The organism is Corynebacterium lactis RW2-5 (genome assembly GCF_001274895.1).
GTDB lineage: Bacteria > Actinomycetota > Actinomycetes > Mycobacteriales > Mycobacteriaceae > Corynebacterium > Corynebacterium lactis.
Genome location: NZ_CP006841.1, coordinates 1,458,587 through 1,475,798, shown reverse-complemented (window position 1 = coordinate 1,475,798; position 17,212 = coordinate 1,458,587). Strand labels below are relative to the sequence as shown.

Genomic DNA, 17,212 nt, shown 5'->3' with positions numbered 1-17,212 from the left:
CTGTGCAGCGGCTGTGGGAACTGCTACAGTCGCCGGCGTGACGAGAGAGAAAATGCATAGACCTACAGTAGCTAGCGCAGTACGAGACCTTCGTGGCGAATGCTGAGCTAAATGGCGCTTGGAGTGCGCGTGCACGCCACTGCGACGACTGGTCATTGGGACCTCCTCGATGACGAAAAACTTTTCTTTGAGAGAATATAAAGTTTTGTATGAAAAATTAGGTGTTTTGAGAAAAGTTTTGAAAAGAAACTTTCATCCGGCTCACTTCAGCTGCCCGGCTAGTAAGTTCAAAACAAAAACGCCCACTCGCATGGCATCTATGCGAGTGGGCGTTTTTGTTTATGTGGCGCTAGCGCTGCCTGGTCATTGATGAAGAAATGTCTGAGGTATTGGGGGAATCGACTGTCGGCAGGGGTAGCAACTTCTTTTGGCGTGGAAGGTGCTTCCAGAGGAAGTCGGCGGCTGGGCGGAGATTTCCAAACAGTGTGGCGATATGGTTGGCTCCTGTCCTTCCAGGGATGGTCGGAAGCGGGTCCTCGAAGTATTTGAGATCGGCTCCCTGGGCGAGCCACTTGTCGCGGACTGTGCGAGCTTGTTCGACTGGAATGATGTCATCGTTGGTGCCGTTGTATAGCAGCGTTGGCATGTGGGGTGTGAATTCCCCAATCTTCTGCCGCTCCAACTCTTGAGCAAATGCCGGATACTTCTTGATCAGGTCAGCCAGGCTAGAGCCGTCTTTTGTCCATGCAGTGGTGTTGCGGTAGGCGAATCCGAAGATATCGCCTCCGGCACAAAGGTTGTGAATGGTCTCCATATCCTTAGCGGCCTGTGGGGTCATCTCCCGCGAGTAAAGGTAGTCGCGCAGTTCCGGATCCTTGTCCAAAATAGATGTCAGTCCGAGCGCTGATACCGCGGTCAGCGACGTTCCGTCAACCTGATTGAGTACTACTTCGAGGTCTGAGGGGACGCCTCCTGCGGCGGCTGCGGAGATGTTGAGTTCCGGGGCGTAGAAGGAAGCCCTCTCGGCTGCTGCGGCAGCGGCGGAACCGCCCTGAGAGTACCCGTATAGTCCAACCGGTGCGTTTTTGTTTCCGGAAATCTCAGTGCCGACCTTCGCTGCGTCGAGCATTGTTTGTCCCGCGGTGATGTTATCCACGTACTCCTGGTGTCCCTCGGGATTGCGGTGATGGTCAATCATCACAACTGCGGCACCACGACGCAGGTGCTCAATCAGGGCTGGAATTTCGTACGGTGCGACGACATCGGTAGGTCCGAACGACACGCTTGGCCCGACGTGCATTGAAGTCGAGGGGTCACACTGTGGGCCGGCACCCTGAGTGCCCGGAGCGATGGCGATGACCGGGCGTGGGCCGTCGCCAGTCCACGGGGCAATCGGTTCCACATAGACACCGGAATCGACGGACGGTCGTGACAGGGAGTCGGTCGAGTTGTACTTGATGCGGTACGCCTTCGATGTCCATTCCTGATTGTCGATAATCAGCTGTGTCGGCTCCTTGGAGACCAGCGTTCCGGCGATTGGGTTGGGTGTCGGGCGGTTGGTGGCCTTTAGTAGCGGAGACTTGTCAAGCAGCCTCTGCAGTGTGCCATCGTCAGGGGTATCTGAATTGCCACCGTTCTTTGTGGCCTTCGGGGAGCTTGCCCCAGGGGTTGGGAGCTCGATTCCGGGCAGTTTCGGAATATTCGGCGTAAGCGAGAGGGCAGATCCCTCGTTATTCGTCGGAGCCGTTGTGGCTTCCCCACCGCTATTAGGAATCAGCGGGGTTAGAAGCGAAGAAATGTTTGGCACTCCGTTTGTCGCTGCCGGCAGAAGGGCCGGCGCTGCGGTGGCTGGCGTGACAGAGCACAGGGAAAGTGTGGTGAACGCTGCCAAGGTGGCGCCCACTGCGCGGCGGACGTGGCGGTGTTTGCGTGTCATGAAGGCGTGATCCTATCGTTGGGTCTTAAACGCTTTGAATGGCGATGAATTAGAAATATCAGAGTTTTATTGAGAATTTAAAACAATTAAGACATTGAATTATCTGTCGTTTAGTTTTTCATTCTTTTGCTATTATAAAATCATCCATAAGGATGGTTGCACTGTATTATCCTTTTGGTCGAATTGCCTTAATTCTAATGGGGGTGGCTATTTGGCCCACACCTGGCGGCCAATAGGGAGAAGAATCACTTCGGCGGCTCCTGTCACAGGTCACTGACTTGCGTATTCTTGAAAATATGACTGCAACAGAAACTGGAGCCCGGACGCGACAGGACGGCTGTCCCGGAACTCGCAAGGTCCACCTTGCCGCTGATGGTGCCATTGGCCGACTTCGCTTCCCAGGTGGCCTTTTGCCTGCCCCCGGATTTGCGGTATTGGCCGACCTTGCCGAGAACTTCGGTGATGGCGATATCCACTTCACATCGCGGGGAAACGTCCAAATCCGCGGAATCCACCATGTCGGAGCCTTCGCAGACGCCGCCGAAGAGGGAAAGCTGGTCCCCTCCCCGGCGCATGACCGAGTGCGTAACATCATCCAGTCTCCGCTGAGTGGCCGCGTGGGCGGTAAAGCCGATGTCAACGATCTGGTCGCGGCTTTCGACACGGCGCTCATTGTCCAGCCCGATTTGGCATCGCTTCCCGGGCGTACCCTCATCGCGTTTGACGACGGTCGCGGAGACGTCCTGGGCGAGCGCCCGGACTTCGGCGTTGTCGCTCACGACGAGGATAAGTTTGAGCTGATTCTCGGCGGTGAAACCTCCGGACTGATTATCTCCCGCGGCGATGTTGTCGATGCGTTAATCGCCACCGCGCTCATCTGGAATCAGACCCGCGACACCGCGTGGCGCGTCGCTGAAGCTGGGGCCGCTGAGAAGCTTCGTGCCGCCGTCGCAGACGAGCTGGGTTCCCGGGCCGAGCTGACCGATCCCACACCCGCGGAATCTTTCGATGCGACCGCCGGGCTTTCGAAACAGATTGGTTGGATTGATCAGCCGGACGGGCGAGTTAGTCTCGCAGCGGGACTTCGCTTCGGAGTTCTTCCCGCTCGCCTGGCCCGCGCCATCGCGCACACCCAGGTTCCTGTGCACATCACGCCGTGGTACTCGCTGATTCTCCACGACCTAGAAGAGGAGGTGGCGGAGCAGGTGGTCAAGGTCATGGCGCCTAACGGCCTGATCTTCGATCGCAAATCCACCTGGCTGCGAGTAACTGCGTGCACCGGCCGCCCCGGTTGCCCGAAGTCTCTCGCCGATACCCGCGGGGACGCGTCTCACGCGATTGCGCAGGGGCGTCTGCCGGAGGGGCGCATCCATTTCTCCGGATGCGAGCGACGCTGTGGCAAGCCAAAAGGAGGCTATATCGACTACCTGGCTACCGGTGACGGGGAGTACGAGGTCACGTCAGTCGACTAGTTCGCAGGCGACTATTCTTGAGTGCTATGAAGCGCTTCGAATACAACACCGACGGTGCGGACATCTACCGTAACTCCTTTTCTATCATCCGGGCGGAAAGTGACCTGGGGCGATTCGACTCCGACGAGGAAACGGTCGCAGTCCGGATGATTCACGCCGCGGGGCAGACGGACCTGGCAAAGGATATTGTCTTCTCCCCCGGCGCGGTAGCGTCCGCCCGGCGCGCACTGCAGGCCGGCGCACCAATTTTTACCGACGTCAACATGATTGCCTCCGGTGTTACCCGCAAGCGCCTGCCCGCGGATAACGATGTCGTCTGCCTGCTGCGCGATCCCCAGGTTCCGGAGCTGGCGCGGAAGCTCGGCACCACCCGCACCGCCGCTGCAGTTGAGCTGTGGAAGTCCCGTCTGGAGGGGGCGGTCGTCGCTATTGGCAATGCTCCCACCGCTCTGTTTCACCTTCTCAACCGCATCAATGAGGGCGATTTTCCCATGCCTGCTGCGATTCTTGCGATGCCGGTCGGCTTCGTCGGCGCGGCGGAGAGCAAGCAGGCGACTATTGAATCGGGTGCGGAGAATCCCGAGTTGAAGTACATCACCGTTACCGGACGCCGCGGTGGCTCCGCAATTACCTGTGCCGCCATTAACGCCATCGCAACTGCCCAGGAGATTTTGTAAATGACCGTTGCAAATGAACCGTCGATGGACTACACGGCCGAGCCCGGTCACCTTTACGGGGTGGGCCTTGGCCCGGGCGACGAGGGACTCATCACCCTCCGGGGAGCCGAGCTCATTCGTACTGCCGACGTAATCGCCTACCATTCCGGCACGCACGGTCGCTCGACAGCTCGTGCGATCGCCGCACGTCTGATTGAATCGCGGCCGCAGCCGGCCATCGAGGAGCAGCTGCGCTACCCCGTGACTGTGGGCAACCCCGCCAACTACGCCAATCAGCTCGCCCGCTTCTACGCCGAGGCCACCGCGCGCTTGTCCGAGCATCTCTCCGAGGGGCGCAGTGTCGCAGTGCTCTCGCTGGGTGATCCCATGCTCTACAGCTCCTACCAGCACCTGCACCACGTGCTCGCCAGCCACTTCCCCGCCACCATTGTTCCGGGAGTGGCCAGCATCAACGCAGCCGCCGCTGAAATCGCTCGGCCGCTGGCGGAGGCCACCGAAATCCTCTCCGTCCTCCCCGCCACCGCGGATTCCGAGCGCATCAAGGCCGCTCTGCACGCCACCGACTGCGCGGTGTTTATGAAGCTGGGGCGTCACGTCGAGGCCGTGCGCTCCGCGGTGGAGGAGGCTGGCATGCTCGACCGCGCTTGGGTCGTCGAGCGCGCCACCATGGAGGGCTCCAGCTCCTACCCGCTTGCCGACGCCAACCCGGACTCGGTTCCCTACTTTGCCGTGGCAGTGGTCTCCTCGGCTGTTTACGGCTCGAAAGCGAGCCTGTCGTACGGGGCCGACGCAGCGGTGACGACGTGTTTCGAATCGTCCGAAAAGCAGGAGGCTACCGATAATCGAGTCGGCGAGGTCGTCGTAGTCGGTCTCGGGCCGGGCGCGGAGAGGTGGACGACACCGGAGGTCTCCGAGGAGCTGGCGAAGGCCACGGATATCGTCGGCTACTCCACCTATGTCAACCGCGTGCCGGAGCGCGTTGGGCAGCGCCGCCACCTTTCTGATAACCGCGTCGAGGCCGAGCGCGCCACCATGGCGCTGGATCTCGCTCGTAAGGGCGGCCGTGTAGCCGTCGTCAGTTCGGGCGACCCGGGAGTATTCGCCATGGCGGCGGCGGTTCTGGAAGTGGCCGACGATGCCCTGTGGCGCGACATTCCCGTCCGCATTGTGCCGGGCATGACCGCGGCACAGGCCGTCGCCAGCCGGGTGGGAGCCCCGCTGGGGCACGACTTTGCGATGCTGAGTTTGTCGGATCGGCTGAAGCCGTGGGATGTCGTCGAGAAGAGGCTGCGGGCTGTGGCGGGCGCCGACATGGCGTTCGCGGTGTACAACCCCGCATCGAGGTCACGCAGGTGGCAGATTCGGGAGCTGCGCGCGCTGATGCTCGAGTACCGCGACCCGAAGACCCCGGTAATTGTCGCCCGCGCCGTCGGATCCGATCAGGAAAGCGTCACGGTAACCACGCTCGCGGAGTTCGACCCGGACATCGTGGATATGCGCACAATGGTCATTATGGGGTCGACATCTACCGTGGCCTACAAGGCTGCGGGCACGACGCGCGTCTACACCGCGCGGCACTACGGCGAGGGCGGAACCAGCGGCACGGGCGAGCTGCTGGCCTAGCGGCCTAGCGCCTAGCGCCCTATCGTCGGGGCGGGCACCCGCCCTTTTGGGCCCGCTTCCGACCTAGCCGCGTCGGATGACCGCGTTGTAGGCCTCGTCGACATCTGTCGCGACGATAGCGATGTCGGCGCCCGGGAGTTTCGGGCGCTGCACCATAACGACGGGCTTCCGCAGGTCCCGGGCGGCCTCGATTTTGGCGTAAGTCGCCGCCCCGCCGGAGTTCTTGGTCACGACGCAGTCAACGGCGTAGTCGCGCATGATCTTGCGCTCGCCTGCAACATCGTAGGGCCCACGGCTGAGCACGACCTTGCGGTTTTTAGGCAGCGGAGGGGGCGGCTTTTCCACACAGCGGATGAGGTAGCGCCCGTTGGAGTCTCCGGCGAACGCGGCCAGCTGCTGCCGGCCGATGGTGAGGAACGGACTGGAGAACCTATCTGCGACCACGCGGACCGCCTCCTCCATCGAGCCAACCTCAATCCAATTGTCGCCCTTCTGCTGCTCCCACGCGGGCCGGTGCAGCGCGATAAGCGGCAGGCCTGTGGCACGCGCTGCCTCGGCAGCTGACTCGCTGATTTTCTCCGCGAATGGGTGGGTCGCATCAATGATGACCTCGGTGGCATCCGAAATCAGCCACTTGGCGAGCCCGGCGGGGCCGCCAAAACCGCCGATACGCACGCTGCCTACCGGCAACTTCGGCTCGGAGACTCGCCCGGCCAGCGATGAGGTGACGAACCATCCGGCGTCTACCAGCTTCTTTGCCAGGGCTCGGGCCTCGCCGGTTCCTCCCAGGATTAGTGCACGCATGGAATCGTCCGTCCGTGTTCGTCGCGGGGGCGGTCATCGCTGTAGAGGAAGCTATCCGGGAACGCCTCGGCGGTCAGGACCTTGCCCACGATAATGACTGCAGTGCGGGTAACACCGGCCTGCTTGACCTGGTCTGCGATATCCGCCAAGGTGCCGCGGAGGATGACCTCCTCCGGGCGAGAGGCGAACGCGACCACAGCCACCGGCCCATGCTCGCCGTAGTATGGCGTCAGCTCGGCGACGACGCGATCGATATCGTGCGCGGCCAGGTGAATGCACAGGGTCGCGCCAGTGCGGCCGAAGTTCTCCAGCGTCTCCCCTTCCGGCATCGCGGAGGCGCGACCCGAAATGCGGGTGAGCACCACGGATTGGCCGACAGTGGGGACCGTCAGCTCATGGCCAAGCGCAGCCGCGGCTGCGGAAAACGACGCCACGCCGGGGACAATCTCGTAATCGATGCCGCGCTGGCTGAGCCTGCGGACCTGCTCAGCCAGGGCCGACCACACGGAAGGATCGCCGGACTGCAAGCGCGCGACGTCCTTGCCCTCCGCGTGGGCCTTCGCAATCTTCTCGACGATGGTGTCCAGCGGCATGCGAGCGGTGTTGATGACCTCCGCGCCCTCCGGGCAGTTGTCCAAAACCTCGGGTGGCACAATCGAGCCCGCGTAGAGACACACCGGGCAGGAACGAATCAGCCGGTCAGCGCGAAGCGTCAGCAGGTCGGCAGCGCCAGGGCCGGCGCCGATGAAGTAAACGGTCAAAGCTGCTCACTAGTCCTTGTAAAAGATTTTTGAAAACTACGGTTGAAAAAGTTGTGGCTATCTAAACGTTGATTCTACGAACCTGCCTCCGCCATCACTCGGCGGGCTTGTCCGCAACCCATTGCACCACTGGCAATGCGGGCCGCCATGCGGTGAAACGTCCCACCGCGCCCGCCCGCTCGACACTGATTCGCGTGACGGTGCCGCCAAAGCGACGGCGCGCTTCCCACAGCAGGGCCTCGGACTCCAGCGTCACCGTGTTGGCGACGATTCGCCCGCCGGGCGCCAGAGCGTTCCAGCAGCGGTCAATCATGCCCTGGGCGGTCAGCCCTCCTCCGATGAAGATTGCCTCCGGGGTTGCAGAGCTTTCCTCCAGAACCTTAGGAGCAGAGCCTTGGAACACCACAACGTTGCCGCTCAGAGCCTGGGCATTGTGACGAATCCGCTCGACGCGCTCGGCCTTTTGCTCGAATACTTCGGACATCCCGCCATGTCGTGCCCACTCAATCGCGATCGAGCCCGTGCCGCCCCCGATATCCCACAGCAGCGCGCCGGGCCGCGGGTCGAGCGCGGCGACCGTCATCTGCCGGATCGGTGCCTTAGTCAGCTGCCCGTCGCTGTCGAAGTCATCATCGCTCAGCCAGCCGCGCAAGGCATGTCCGCTCCGAATGCTTGCCGACGGCTCCACCGCCAGCACAGTCAAATCTCCGGCGGGCTCCGGCGGCGAGGCAACGCTGCCCCGCACGACCGATTCCGGAAGCCCCGTGGCGTGTGAGCCTCCGAGGTTTGTCAAAGCGGTCAGCTTGGTATCTGGGCGATCCGCGAGAACGTGGGACACGTCCTTTACCGAGGCTGCGCTTCGGCACAGCACCAAAAACGGTTTGCCCGTATCCGCTACCGGAACGACGCGGGCGGCACCTTCCATGCCGGGGCGTCCGGTCACCAAAGACACCACCGGCGTCTCATGGAGCGGCCAGCCCAAATGAGCGCACGCCAAGGACGCCGACGAGGGCGCAGGGATGACCTCCACGGCGCCGCGGCCGAGCTCGCGGACGAGCGAGGCCCCGATTCCGTGGAACATCGGATCGCCGCTGGCCAGGATGACGTCCACCGCAGGATCGACGGCGGAGAGAGTTTGGACCCAGTCCTGCCAAAACTTCTTCGGCCACGCGGTGAGCTCGGGGGTCCGTGCGTCCTGGTCCTGGGTTGGCAGGTGTGCTGGCGGGGCACCCGGGGGGATCAGGGCACCGTCGTCAAGCAGGGAAAGCTGGCGCGGCGAGCCGAAAATCTTCCGGGCGGAACGCAGTACCTTTACTGCGCGGGGGCTTAAACCTGCTACTCCGTCGCAGCCGATACCCACGACGCGCAGGCGCGCAAAAGGGGGCGAGGAATAGTCACCGTCGAGGTTGCTCACCGCGGCATCCTCCTCCAAATCCATCGAGGCGTGAAGGAGGTCGCCCAGGCCAAAAGCGCGAGTTTGCGGGGAATCCACACGTGCGCCTTACGCCCGTCGAGAGCGGTAACTGCGGCCTCGGCGACTTCGTCGGGGCGAGACGACATTGGAGCAGGCTTCATGCCTTCGGTCATGCGTCCGATGACGAACCCGGGCCGGACGATGGTCAACTGAATCTGGGAGCCGTGGAGCTTGTCCTGGAGCCCCTGGAGGAATCCGTCGAGACCGGCCTTCGCCGAGCCGTAGACGTAGTTCGCGCGGCGCACGCGGGCACCGGCGATGGACGAAAACGCCATGATGCGCGCAGCGATTCCATCGCGCGGTTTCAAGTCACCGGAGGCGATGCCCGCCTCCATGCGGGCGACTATCTCGGTGATGATCGATGCCTGCGCGGTGAAGTCGGTGTGGATCGTGGCGGCCGCCGCCGTTCCGGAGGCTTCGCATTCGTCCTGGTTGCCGAGGATTCCGAAAGCGACGACGACCGTGTCGATGGGGCCGTTTGCCCATGCCTTCTCGACGAATGAGCGGTGCGCGGCGAGGTCGTCGGCCTCGAAGAATAGTCGGTGTACCGCGACGGCGCCGCCGTCGATAAGCCGGCTGGCGATGCCATCGAGCGCGTCCGTGCGGCGCGCAGCCAGAGTGACGATGTTGTGATTGGCCAGGCGCGCTGCGACTTCACCGCCAATCTCGCTGGTTGCACCCAGAATCAGAACGTGTCCCATAGTTTCCCCTCGACTGTAGTGAGCGCTTGTCTAACTGGCCTGTGTGGCGCCGGGCTGCGCTGAACCAGACTGTGCCGGAATCAGCTCGTGCGGGCCGTGGTTGACGGACTCTCCGCCCTCGTCGGTGACGACGATGATGTCCTCTAAGCGCATACCGAACTCGCCCGGAAGGTACACGCCGGGCTCAACGGAAAAAGCCATCCCAGGCTCCAAAGGCAGGTCATTTGCGGCCATGATGAATGGCTCCTCGTGTGTAGACAGCCCAATCCCATGGCCCGTGCGGTGGATGAAGCACTCTCCGTACCCCGCATCGGTGAGATGTTGGCGCGCAATTCCGTCGATTTCCGCGGCCGTCACACCCGGGCGCACCGCAGCGACTGCGGCCTCCTGGGCCTTACGCAGAGCCGCCCAGGCGGCAGTCGCCTTCTCGCTCGGCTTACCGACGACGTAGGTGCGGGTGCAATCCGAGTGATACCCGACAGGCAGCGTGCCTCCGATGTCCACGACCACAATGTCGCCGTCCTCGATGACACGGTCGGAGAAGTCATGGTGCGGGTTCGCCCCGTTTTCAGCGGAGCCGACGATGACGAAGTCCACGGCCACATGCCCCTCGTCGATAATGGCTGCCGAGATTTCGTCGGCCACCTCGCGCTCGGTGCGCCCGGCGCGCAGCATCGCGGGGACGCGATCGTGGACGCGGTCAATGGCGGCACCGGCCAGGCGCAGTTGCTCGACTTCCGCGGCATCCTTGCGCATGAATAGCTCCTTGAGCACCGTGTTCGCCAGTACTGTCTTGGCTCCGGTGAGATCCTGCAGCGCGATTAGGTGGTCTGCGGTGAGTGAAGCGCCGATGCCGAGCACCTCAGCCCCGGCGACGAGTTTTGCGACAATCTCATGGGCATCCTCGCCGTCTTCCCACATGACCACCTCGGCGTTGAGCTCCCCGATGGCGCAGGCAGCCAGGTCGCCGCGCTCGACGGCGGGGAGCACCAAAGTGACCTTGCCCGAGGCATTGACCACTAATGCGGTCAAGCGCTCGTGCGAGGAGACCTCAGAACCGATGAGGTACTGAAGGTCTGCTCCTGTGCCGAAAATGGCAGCGCCCAAACCGCGCTCGGCGAGGAGCGCGCACGTACGGTTCAGGCGCTGCTGGTAGACGTCGGATGCAAAGAGGTTGTCGCTCATACCCTACGACTTTACTCGGGGCATCCCGAGCGGCGTAGGAGCAATCGAGTATGCGGCGGAAGCGGTGGCGGGCACCACCGGAGTCTTCGGTTCGACCGGGGACACGACCCGGTAACGCTCGGTCTGGGAGGGCCGGGTATCGGCCTCGCCCTTATTCGGCCACAGCGCACAGGCGCGCTCGGCCAGCGCCAGAATCGACAGCGCCGGATTGACTCCCGGGTTCGCCGCTAGGGCCGCGCCGTCGTGCACCGACAGGGTCGGATGGCCCCACACTCGCTGGTAGGGATCAATGACGCCTTCCGACGGCTTCTCGCTGATGACAGCGCCACCGATGAAGTGTGCTGTCGTCGGTTTGTTGAGCAGCTCGCTAATGGAGCCTCCGGCGATAGCGCGGCCGCCATTTCCCTGCGACATCTTCTCGGCGGCGATGTTCGTCGAGACGTTGCCCGCCGGAATCCACTTCGGGTTCGGCAGGCCGGTTCCCTGCTTCGATGTCAGCCAGCGGAACGGGCCGACCTTGCGCATGAAGGTAGTCAGCGAATTATCGACATCCTGCATGACCAGCAGGATGATGGTTCGCTGCGACCATCCCTCCAGTTCGTAGAGTCGTTTGGCTTCCTTCGGGTGCGTGACAATCTTCCACAGTGCCTGTACGAAGCGGGGAATCTTGGAACCGCCATTGGTCTGCACCATCTGCAGCAGCGCCATGGCGTTCGAACCCTTGCCGTAGCGGCACGGCTCGATGTGGGTCTGCTCGTCCGGGAAGAACGAGGATGTGATCGCCACACCCTTGGAAAAGTCGGACTCAGGGTCGATGGTCTTGGTTGATGCGCCCAGAATGGCCTCGGAGTTCGTTCGGGTCAGGTGTCCAACCCGGGCGCTGAGGTTCGGCAGGGTGCCGTCCTCGTTCGCCTTGTGCAGGAGGTTCTGGGTTCCCCATGCTCCGGCGGCCAGGATTACGTGGCCCGCGCGCAGGGTCTTCGCCTTGAGGATGCCCTCCAGTGCGAGAGCGTCGGAAGGCTTCGTGTGCACCAGCCAGGTGCCGTCGACGTCCTGCTCGATTCCCGTCACGGTAGTCAGCGGCTGGATTTTGGCGCCGGCTTTTTCCGCCAGGTAGAGGTAGTTCTTGACCAGCGTGTTCTTCGAGTTGTGCCGGCAGCCCGTCATGCACTCGCCGCACTCGGTGCAGGGCACGCGCGCCGGGCCGACTCCACCGAAGTACGGGTCCGCAACCGCTTCCGGCGTTCCCTTCGGCGACGGCGAACCCTCCTTGCGGTCTCCGAAGAAGACGCCGACCGGGGTGCGACGGAAAGTATCGCCCTTGCCCATGGTCTCAGCAACATGCTTCACGACGCGGTCCGACGGCGTAAACGAAGGGTTCAGCGATACGCCCATCATGCGTTCAGCTTGGTCGTAGAACGGGGTCAATTCTGCTTCCCAGTCCGTGATCGACTTCCACTGCGCATGCTGGAAGTACGGCGTCGACGGACGGTAGAGCGTGCATGCGTAATTCAGCGACCCGCCGCCGACTCCCGCACCGGCGAGAACCAGCACGTCGGAAAGCGGGTGGATGCGCTGGATGCCGTAGAAGCCCAGCTTCGGTGCCCAAAGGTATTTCTTGAGATCCCAGTTGGAGTCGGGGAAATCGGAATCCGAGACCCTGCGGCCCGCCTCTAGGACGGTGACTCGGTATCCCTTTTCGGTCAGGCGCAGTGCGGATACAGCGCCGCCGAAACCGGAGCCGATGACGATAACGTCCGACTCCGCTTTGGATTTGCTCTTTAGGCTTTTGATGACAGACATGGGCTTAGGCTGGGTAAACTCTCGGTGCTGGTAGGTGTCTATTTCTGGCCGTCGATTCCGGCGGAGGGGTTGGCGCCGGGGCCCGACTTGTCGAATTCGCTGGGGTGCGGAAGCTTCGCGCGGACAACCTTGCCAGCGTCATTCCAGGGCAACTCGTCGACGAAGAAGACGTTGTCCGGGACGTTGTGGGCTGCCAGAAGCTCCAGGACGGTCTTTTTAACGGTGTCCTCGGTCAGCTGGGCTCCCGCCTCGTCGGAGGTGCGCACAATCCAGGCGTCAACGTCTGCGATGACCTTTCCGTTTTGCTCGCCACGCACGTGAACCTGGTCGACTCCCGGAATGCGGGCGATGACGTCCTCCGCTTCCTTCGGGTAGACGTTCTCGCCGCCGCGGATGACCATGTCATCGGCGCGGCCGTAGACGAAGAGGAACCCATCCTCGTCGATGTAGCCGAGGTCGCCCGTGGACAGGGTGTTGCTGCGCACGGTGGCCTTGTCCTTCGGGCTCAGGTATCCGAGGAAGGTCAGGCTGCACGCTGAGTGGACCAGGCCGGGCTTGCCGACGGGTACCTCGCTGCCGTCCTCGTTGAGAATCTTGACGGTCGTGCCCAGGTTTGGACGACCAACGGTTCCTGGCTTGGCGCGCAGGTCGGACGGCGTTGCGATGGAGATCTGGTTGTTCTCAGAGGTGCCGTAGAAGTTGTACATCACCTCGCCGAAGTTGTCGGTAATCCGCTCGTAGACGTACTGCGGCAGGATATTGCCGGCGGCGACAACAAAACGCAGGTTGGGCAGCTTGGCGTTTCCGCGCTTTTCGAACTCGTCGACGAAGCTCTTGAGGAATACGCCGGAGGACACAATCCCGTCGACATTGTACTTAAGCGCATCGTCGACGGCCTGAACCGGGTCGTAGATGCGGTGGGCGATGATCGTCGAGCGCGTTCCCAGGGCTATGTTGACGTTGATCAGGCCCCAGCCGTGGAACATGGAAGCGGTGAGCTGGACCGTGGTGAACGGGCGCCACGGGATGCGGTCGACAATTCCGCCCAGAATGCGCGGGGTCTTCGGGGTGCGAACCTGGACGCCCTTGGGCAGACCAGTCGTGCCCGAGGACATCAAAACCATAGGCTGCGGCCGAGCCTTCTCGGGCATCGCGATGTCAGCGTCCTCGTCGATGAGCTGCTGCATGGTCTCGAAGCCCTCGGACTCCCCGTAGCCAATGACGGTCACGATGCCGTCGGGAATTTCGAAGGAACCCGCGAACTCGTCATCCATCACCAGCGCATCGGCACCGTACTCGGAGAGCATGGAAGTCACCTGGCGGCCAGAGGACGCCGGATTGATAATCATCATCCGGGCGCCCAGGTAGCCGCATGCGATGAACGGGTACATAATGCCGCGGCCGTTGCGGGCCATGATGGCGATGGTGTCCTTTGGGCCGATACCGCGCTTGTGCAGCCCCTTCGCGAAGGCCCAGACATCGTCGCGCAGCTCCTTGTATGTGCGCTCGCCCAGATCATCGACCAGGGCAATTGAATCCGGGGTGCGAATGCAGTTCATTTCGACCGTCATCGCTTGAGACATTCCCCATCGTTTAATGCAGTGCATGATCGGCCGTGTTTGGCCGGATGGGCGGTCCGGGTAAATGCCGGACTTTTGGAGAGGACGGAACGCCTGTAGGAAATTGGTTACGTCCTGGGCCAGCGTCTGTGTGACGAGGCGGTTGCGGCGGCCGGTCTGCGGATCGAGTGGGTTTGCAGCTTTAGGCATGAGCGTAATACTCCAAATGGAAACACTATTAATTAGGGATAAATGTTGAAAATATAATTAAAACTCTTTCACAGTAAACTAAGCTCGCTTTTTATATCAACACAAGTTATAACGGTGTGTTTGTGTTCACATAGCTGCGAAATGCGGCGTTTAGCGCCATGCCGAGAAGCGGAGTGGCCAATCGGCTACCCCGCTTTTCTACCCGTATTAATCAAGGACGTTAGTTGCTAAGCGCTACAACGCCCCTGCGAATCGCCTGCACGGACTCTGCGGCACACGCCCTGATCTCGTCCGAGTATCCGGTCTGCTTGACCTGCTCGAGCAAGTCGATGACCTGCCGGCACCAGCGCACGAAATCGCCCGGTGTCAACTCGGCGCCCGACTCCGCCGCAGCCTGCAGGCAATATCCGAGCGGCGCACCTGCGGTCCACTGATGAATGGCCGTGGCAAAGGCAATATCCGGTAGCTCGGTCACGGGAAGGCGGTAACGCCTCTCGTCGGCCGAGAGCTCCTCCCAGATCCGGAATGTGTGGCCGAGGGCGTCGGCAAGCGGCTGGGTGGGCACCTCGTCGCTCCCCTTCACTGACTTGCGGTTTTCAAAGACCAAGCTGGACACCGCGCCGGCTAGCTCGGCTGGGTCGAGCCCGTCCCAGATTCCACGGCGCAGGCACTGCGCGGCGAGAAGGTCGGAGCCGCTGTGAATCCTCGCCAGGCGCTGGCCCTCCTCTGTGATAGTCGGGTCCTGGCCATCCTCCCACTCGACGTAGTCCATCTCGGCGAGAAGCTGCAGCATCCTGTCGAAGGTTCGAGCCAGCGTATCGGAGGCCGAGTCCACGCGCTTTTGCAGCGCCGCAACCTCCGCCTCCGCCCGCCGGAGCGTATCCGCGTGCCGAGCCATGGACTCCACCGCCGGATCCCCGTGCATCGGGTGGGCGCGCAGCTGCTGGCGCAGTGCCTTCACCGCAGGTGACTTGCCCGCGCTACGACGGCGCAGACGCTTGGGGCCTTTCAGTCCCTTACGCCCAATCTCGGCGCGGACCAGCCCCAGCGCGCGCTTCGGGTGACGGTTAGCATCGCGGGGCAGTTTAATCGAGCCGACGGTCTCCGGCGCGGACGGGAAGATTTCAGCCTCGATGCGGCCGACGTAACCGCCGACACTAATCACGCTCGGGCGCGGATTCGACGGGGAGTTATCCTCCCGGTACACCACCGCCAGCTGCACCTTCTTGCCTACGGGAACCGGCAGGACCTCGCCGCGGCGGAGCCTGCGCAGCACAGTAACTGTCTCGGTATGGCGGTCCTCGATATTGCGGCGCTTGGCATTTTTCTCCTCCGCCGAGAGCTTATTTCGGATGTCGAGGTATTCGAGCATCTGCGACAACTTCTCCGAGTCCGACTCGGACTGCGCCCCGCCAGACTGCGCCCCGTTGGCGTCTGCACTGCCGCGCCCGCGCCCCAGCAGCTCGTTTCGCAGGGCCTCGGCCTTCTGCTTCGCCTTTGCCAACTCCGCGGCATCGCCCACGATGTCACCGTCGGCCTGGAACTGGGCGAACGAGCGCTCCATCACATTCTTCGAGTCCGCGTAGCTAAGCGTCTGCAGCAGGTTGACGCTCATGTTGTAGCTCGGAGCGAAAGTCGAAATCAACGGGTAGGTACGGGTCGACGCCAGCCCAGCAACCGCCTTCGGATCCATCGCCGGCGCCCACTGCACCACCGCGTTGCCGACAACATCGATACCGCGGCGGCCAGCGCGACCCGTCATCTGGGTGTACTGCCCCGGCGTCAGGTCGACGTGGGCCTCGCCGTTGTACTTGACCAACTTTTCCAGCACCACCGTGCGCGCAGGCATATTGATGCCGAGCGCCAAGGTCTCAGTGGCGAACACAACCTTGACCAGGCCCTCGTTGAAAAGCTCCTCCACAATGTGACGGAATGCAGGCAGCATGCCCGCGTGGTGCGCCGCAAAACCGCGAATGAGGATACGGCGCCAGCGCAGGAAACCCAGAACCTTCAGGTCGTCTTCGGGAATGTGCGCCACGCCCGCGTCGATGATCTCCGCGATGCGCTGCTGCTCCTCCTGACTGGTCAGCTCCGCTCGGGTCGCCCCCACCTGCGCCAGCGCGCCCTCGCAGCCCGCGCGAGAGAAAATAAACACAATCGCCGGGAGCATGTCCAGCGAACCCAGCATCCGGATTACGTCGGCGCGCCGGGCAGGGCGGAACTTCTTCTGAGGCCGTGCCCCAGCCTCCCCGCGACCGCGGCCCTTTTTGTACTGGTAACGCTCCTTGGACCCGGCATCGCCGAAGCCGAGCTCGGCGCGTCGGCAAGCCTCGAGCAGATCCCGGTTGACCTGGTGAGACTCCGGCTCAAACAGCGGATAGAGGCGGCCAGCGACCATCATGTGCTGGTGCAGCGGCACCGGGCGCAGATCGGTGACAATAACCTCGGTATCGCCGCGGACGGTGGAGAGCCAGCGGCCGAACTCCTCAGAATTCGACACGGTCGCCGACAGCCCAATCACAGAGACGGACTGGTCGAGGTTCAGGATGACCTCCTCCCACACGGCACCGCGCTCGCGGTCGGCCAAGTAGTGGATCTCATCCATGACCACGTGGGTGAGCTCGCGCAGCGTCGGCGAGTCCGCGTAGATCATATTGCGCAGGACCTCGGTGGTCATCACCACGATGTCCGCGTTGCCGTTGATAGAGGTATCGCCGGTGAGAAGGCCGACGCGCTCGGCGCCGTAGTCTGCTACGAGGTCGTGATACTTCTGATTACTCAGCGCCTTAATCGGCGTGGTGTAGAAGCACTTTCCCCCGCCGGCCAGCGCAGCGTGAATCGCGAACTCTCCTACAATTGTCTTGCCTGCACCCGTGGGCGCACAGACGACAACGCCCCGCCCTGCCTCAATTGCCTGGCAGGCGCGGAGCTGAAAGTCGTCCAGGGCAAAATCCTGGTGGCTGACGAAATCGCCGAGAAGAGTCATGCCTCTAGGGTGTCATAAACA

Annotated in this window: 12 protein-coding genes; 3 read left to right on the top strand and 9 right to left on the bottom strand. The window is 62.5% G+C overall.

Translation table 11 applies throughout. The annotated features are described in order from the left end of the window. Positions 1–349 precede the first annotated feature (349 nt). Positions 350–1,936, bottom strand: coding sequence for a lipase family protein (locus CLAC_RS06475; protein ID WP_053412205.1), 1,587 nt, complete (start codon positions 1,934–1,936; stop codon positions 350–352). Between the two features lie 296 nt (positions 1,937–2,232). On the opposite strand from CLAC_RS06475, the gene CLAC_RS06470 reads away from it, so the two are divergent. Genes CLAC_RS06470 through cobJ form a run of 3 tightly spaced genes read left to right on the top strand, consistent with a single transcriptional unit; the run spans position 2,233 to position 5,708 of the window. After that, positions 2,233–3,408 carry a precorrin-3B synthase gene (locus CLAC_RS06470; protein ID WP_053413319.1) on the top strand — a complete coding sequence of 392 codons (1,176 nt, stop codon included), beginning with the start codon at positions 2,233–2,235 and terminating at the stop codon, positions 3,406–3,408. Positions 3,409–3,434: 26 nt separating this feature from the next. Continuing rightward, on the top strand, positions 3,435–4,085 hold the full coding sequence (locus tag CLAC_RS06465) for a precorrin-8X methylmutase (RefSeq protein WP_053412204.1): 651 nt from the start codon (positions 3,435–3,437) through the stop codon (positions 4,083–4,085). Next, positions 4,086–5,708, top strand: a complete 1,623-nt coding sequence (cobJ, locus tag CLAC_RS06460) for a precorrin-3B C(17)-methyltransferase (protein ID WP_245621819.1) — start codon at positions 4,086–4,088, stop codon at positions 5,706–5,708. Positions 5,709–5,771: 63 nt separating this feature from the next. Here cobJ and CLAC_RS06455 read toward each other — a convergent pair whose 3' ends face one another. From CLAC_RS06455 to CLAC_RS06420, 8 genes are all read right to left on the bottom strand, one after another. Further along, positions 5,772–6,512 (bottom strand): cobalt-precorrin-6A reductase, encoded by a 741-nt coding sequence (locus CLAC_RS06455; RefSeq protein WP_053412203.1) that lies wholly within the window; start codon positions 6,510–6,512, stop codon positions 5,772–5,774. Further along, positions 6,500–7,273, bottom strand: coding sequence for a precorrin-4 C(11)-methyltransferase (gene cobM / locus CLAC_RS06450; protein WP_053412202.1), 774 nt, complete (start codon positions 7,271–7,273; stop codon positions 6,500–6,502). The genes CLAC_RS06455 and cobM overlap by 13 nt, the downstream gene beginning before the upstream one ends. A 94-nt stretch (positions 7,274–7,367) precedes the next feature. Further along, positions 7,368–8,765 carry a precorrin-6Y C5,15-methyltransferase (decarboxylating) subunit CbiT gene (gene cbiT / locus CLAC_RS06445; protein WP_245621818.1) on the bottom strand — a complete coding sequence of 466 codons (1,398 nt, stop codon included), beginning with the start codon at positions 8,763–8,765 and terminating at the stop codon, positions 7,368–7,370. After that, a complete protein-coding gene (locus CLAC_RS06440; protein WP_053412200.1) occupies positions 8,684–9,448 on the bottom strand; it encodes an SDR family NAD(P)-dependent oxidoreductase in 765 nt (254 codons plus the stop codon). The genes cbiT and CLAC_RS06440 overlap by 82 nt, the downstream gene beginning before the upstream one ends. A gap of 30 nt (positions 9,449–9,478) precedes the next feature. Next, positions 9,479–10,633, bottom strand: a complete 1,155-nt coding sequence (locus CLAC_RS06435; protein WP_053412199.1) for a M24 family metallopeptidase — start codon at positions 10,631–10,633, stop codon at positions 9,479–9,481. 3 nt (positions 10,634–10,636) lie between these two features. Continuing rightward, a complete protein-coding gene (locus tag CLAC_RS06430; protein ID WP_053412198.1) occupies positions 10,637–12,436 on the bottom strand; it encodes a GMC family oxidoreductase in 1,800 nt (599 codons plus the stop codon). Positions 12,437–12,474: 38 nt separating this feature from the next. Then, complete coding sequence (locus tag CLAC_RS06425) at positions 12,475–14,205, bottom strand: AMP-binding protein (RefSeq protein WP_053412197.1); 1,731 nt, start codon at positions 14,203–14,205, stop codon at positions 12,475–12,477. A gap of 220 nt (positions 14,206–14,425) precedes the next feature. Then, a complete protein-coding gene (locus CLAC_RS06420; protein ID WP_053412196.1) occupies positions 14,426–17,191 on the bottom strand; it encodes a DEAD/DEAH box helicase in 2,766 nt (921 codons plus the stop codon). Positions 17,192–17,212 lie beyond the last annotated feature (21 nt).

Coding starts and splice junctions, on each gene's coding strand:
- CLAC_RS06420 (WP_053412196.1), bottom strand. CDS start 17,191: ATGACTCTTCTCGGCGATTTCGTCAGCCACCAGGATTTTGCCCTGGAC.
- CLAC_RS06475 (WP_053412205.1), bottom strand. CDS start 1,936: ATGACACGCAAACACCGCCACGTCCGCCGCGCAGTGGGCGCCACCTTG.
- CLAC_RS06440 (WP_053412200.1), bottom strand. CDS start 9,448: ATGGGACACGTTCTGATTCTGGGTGCAACCAGCGAGATTGGCGGTGAA.
- CLAC_RS06465 (WP_053412204.1), top strand. CDS start 3,435: ATGAAGCGCTTCGAATACAACACCGACGGTGCGGACATCTACCGTAAC.
- cobJ (WP_245621819.1), top strand. CDS start 4,086: ATGACCGTTGCAAATGAACCGTCGATGGACTACACGGCCGAGCCCGGT.
- CLAC_RS06425 (WP_053412197.1), bottom strand. CDS start 14,205: ATGCCTAAAGCTGCAAACCCACTCGATCCGCAGACCGGCCGCCGCAAC.
- CLAC_RS06435 (WP_053412199.1), bottom strand. CDS start 10,633: ATGAGCGACAACCTCTTTGCATCCGACGTCTACCAGCAGCGCCTGAAC.
- CLAC_RS06470 (WP_053413319.1), top strand. CDS start 2,233: ATGACTGCAACAGAAACTGGAGCCCGGACGCGACAGGACGGCTGTCCC.
- CLAC_RS06430 (WP_053412198.1), bottom strand. CDS start 12,436: ATGTCTGTCATCAAAAGCCTAAAGAGCAAATCCAAAGCGGAGTCGGAC.
- CLAC_RS06455 (WP_053412203.1), bottom strand. CDS start 6,512: ATGCGTGCACTAATCCTGGGAGGAACCGGCGAGGCCCGAGCCCTGGCA.